The organism is Chromobacterium subtsugae, from assembly GCF_001676875.1.
Lineage (GTDB): Bacteria > Pseudomonadota > Gammaproteobacteria > Burkholderiales > Chromobacteriaceae > Chromobacterium > Chromobacterium subtsugae.
On sequence record NZ_JYKA01000040.1, the window covers coordinates 1 to 3,467 of the forward strand.

Consider the following 3,467-nt stretch of genomic DNA (forward strand, 5'->3'; position numbering starts at 1 on the left):
TTCCGCAGGGGTGGAGCGCGGCGCTGGCGCCGGCCTGAGCGCAGGGGAAGGAAAGACAAACCGGCCGCGAGGCCGGTTTTTTTTATGGCCTCGGCACGGAAGGGAGCGGTTGCCAGGGGGCTTGTGATTGGGGAGGTGATTTTTTTTGATTGTAAATATGAGTATTACTCACTTTGTTAGTGAACAATAAATTTCTTTTTTACAAATAAAGAGAATTATTTTGTAAAAAACAACATTTATTGAAAAAATCCGACATGGATTGTTGATAAGGCGACGCGGTGCGAGCGAGGGGGATTCTCAACCTCCGAACAAGGACAAGGGTGCAGCCGGCACTGGATTTGCTTGCCGCCGCGCATCCTGCCGCCACCGTCGTCATGGGCGGAAGCCGGGCAGGGCGGCCAATGTCGGAGCGCTTTGCAAATTATGACTGACTATTACCGAGATTGACGCATTGTGCGAACTCTTCACACACTCGAAACATGACATGCACATGCATGGCGTGTCTGTACCTCCTGCCATGCCGGCCACAGAACCGGCAGACAGGGCTCGGGAAATAGCGTGAAGGAGAAGTTCCGTGATGAAAAGAACACAGCTGGCGCTGGCGCTGGCTTTGATAGGCATTGGTTCGCATGCTCCTCTGGCGTTGGCAGACGGCAACGGAGAGCTGGACCGCGTGGAAGTGACCGGCTCCAACATCAAGCGCAGCATCAAACAGGAGAAGGCGCTGCCGGTTACCGTCATCCGCACTGAAGAGGCGACCAAGCAGGGCTTCACGACGGTGGAGCAGGTGGTGAATTCGCTGGCCAGCAACCAGTCCGGCATGGTGTCCGCGTCTTCGGTCCAAAGCGTGAGCGGCGGCGCGTCCTATGCCAGCCTGCGAGGCTTGGGTTCGCAGTACACGCTGGTGCTGCTGGATGGCCGCAGGGTCGCTAGCCAGGCCATCAGCGGCTACGCCACCGACCTGAATGCGATACCGCTTTCGGCCATCGAACGCATTGAAGTGCTGCGCGACGGCGCCTCCGCGATTTACGGCACCGACGCCATCGGCGGCGTGATCAACTTCATTACCAAGAAGTCGGTTACCGGCCTGACCGTAGGCGGAGAAATCCTGTCCACCGAGCACCGCGGCGGCAATACCGGCAACTTCAACCTGATTGGCGGCGTCGGCAATCTGGCGGAGGACGGCTGGAATGTCTATGGCTCGCTGGCTTATCAAAAGACCCAACGCATCACCACCTTGGAGCGCAGCTACGCGCATAACAATCTGACTGCGGACAACCTGAGTGGCTCGGTTTTCCCCGCCAACTTTATTTACAAGGGCGTTGGTTACAACCCGGCGGCGCCGAAGTGCCAGCCGCCCTATGCGCAGCCGCTGGATGCCAATTCCTGCGGCGAGATGTCCACGCTGTTCATGGATCTGACGCCGGAGGTGGAGCAGTGGACAGCCACCGCCAAGGCCACCAAGCAGATCGGCGATCATTCCCTGTCGCTGCAGTACATGGGCGCGCGCAATATCAGCACCACCCGGATATCCCCGACCCCGCTGGCGAAGATCGCCACGCTGGTGGCGGGCGACAAATATTATCCAACCACCTTGCCGGATGGCACGCCTACCGATGGCAGCCCGGTGGTATTGAACGCGCGCTCGGTGCCGCTGGGGCCGCGCACCACCAAGAGCACCTCCGACACGCAGCGGATCGCCTTCAATGCCGAGGGCTTGCTGGGCGGCTGGGACTACCGGACCGGGGCCATCTATTCGGAAAACAAAACCACCATCAATTACCAGAGCGGCTATGCCAACGAAACCTTGATCCGCAACGCGTTCAAGAACGGCACCATCAACCCTTTCGGTCCTTCCGATCCGGGCGCGTGGGATAGCGTGAAGTTGTCCGGCGACGGCTGGATCGCCAAGTACACCACCGCGCTGGCCGACTTCAAGGCCAGCAAGGAGGTGCTGGAGTTGCCCGCCGGCATGCTGGCGACCGCGATCGGCGCCGAAGTGCGCCACGAGAAGCTGGATAGCCAGATCCAGGCGGCGGCCAGGAACGCCATCGGCTCGGGCATCGCCAATTCGCAATCCACTTCGGGCCAGCGCAATGTGTCCGCGCTGTATGCCGAGGCGGACATCCCGGTGCTGAAGGGGCTGGATGTCCAGGTCGCCACGCGTTTCGACCACTACAACGATTTCGGCAACTCGTTCAACCCCAAGGTGGCCTTCAAGTACCAGCCGGTTTCCCAGGTGTTGTTCCGCGGCTCGGCCAGCAAGGGCTTCCGCGCGCCATCGCTGTACGACGTGTTCATGCCGGACTCCAAAACCTATAGCGCCGACAAGTTCAACGACCCGGTGCGTTGCCCGGGCGGCGTGCCAGCCAACGGCGGCAACAAGCCGCAGGATTGCAATCAGCAGTTCATGGTGATGCAGGGCGGCAGCCGCACCCTGGCGGCGGAAAAAGCGTCTTCGCTGACCTTAGGCCTGGTGATCGAGCCGGTGCCGGCGGTGACCGCCAGCGCGGACTTCTGGTGGACCATGGTGCAGAACAGCATAGGCACGCTGGATCCGGGCGCCATCTTCGCCGATCCGGCGAAGTACGCCGACCGCTTCGTGCGCAATCCGGATGGCTCGCTGGACTACGTCAAGACCCCGACTGAGAACCTGGGCAATCTGAGCGTGGCCGGCGTGGATGTCAGCCTGGCATTCCGCCTGCCGAAAACCGCCATCGGCGATTTCAGCGTCAATCTGGACGGCACCTACACCTCCAAGTACGTGCAGCAGTTGGAAAAGGACGGCGTGTATTACAGCCCGCTGGGCGGCTGGTATCAGAACATCCTGCTGCCGACGCTGCGCTGGAAGCATAGCCTGGCCTTCAACTGGGCGAAGTCGGCCTGGAGCGCCTCGCTGGTGCAGAACTATTCGTCCGGCTACACCGACATGAACCCGAACGACGAAAACCACAGCGTGCGCTCCTACTCGAACTGGAACCTGTCCGGCAGCTATGTCTGGAAGAAGAAACTGACGGTGACGGCGGGGGTGAAAAACTTGTTCGATCAGCAGCCGCCGTTCAGCAACCAGACCAAGTCGTTCCAGTATGGTTTCGACCCGGTTCTGACCGATCCGGTGGGGCGCGCCTTCTTTATCAAAACGTCGTACAAACTGTAGTCTATGCCTATTGTATTTAATCGATAGGTATAGCATTCTGTCATGGGTGCCAAACCCAAGTGTTAGGTAGCAAGGGGATGCGGTTTTGCCGCATCTTGATGTTGTAATCGTCGGCGGGCATGGGCGTTTCGGCTCATGAGGACGGAGCGCCCGGCTCGCCGGCTTTGAACGAACGGGTAACCCAAATGACGAGTATCACAGCTAAAGGAGTGGGAGGCCCTCCGCCAAGGCGACGATTCGCCGGCTTGGCTGGGGTGATCATATTCCATGCCGTGCTGATCTACGCGCTGGTGACCGGCTTGGCGCAAGG

1 protein-coding gene is annotated in these 3,467 nt (G+C 59.9%); it reads left to right on the top strand.

The annotated features are described in order from the left end of the window. The first annotated feature begins 577 nt into the window (after positions 1–577). Positions 578–3,157 (top strand): TonB-dependent receptor, encoded by a 2,580-nt coding sequence (locus MY55_RS22250; protein WP_047238722.1) that lies wholly within the window; start codon positions 578–580, stop codon positions 3,155–3,157. The last annotated feature ends 310 nt before the right edge of the window (positions 3,158–3,467 follow it).

What these genes read in the sequence shown, in the direction of transcription:
- MY55_RS22250 (WP_047238722.1), top strand. Translation starts at nt 578, where the DNA reads ATGAAAAGAACACAGCTGGCGCTGGCGCTGGCTTTGATAGGCATTGGT.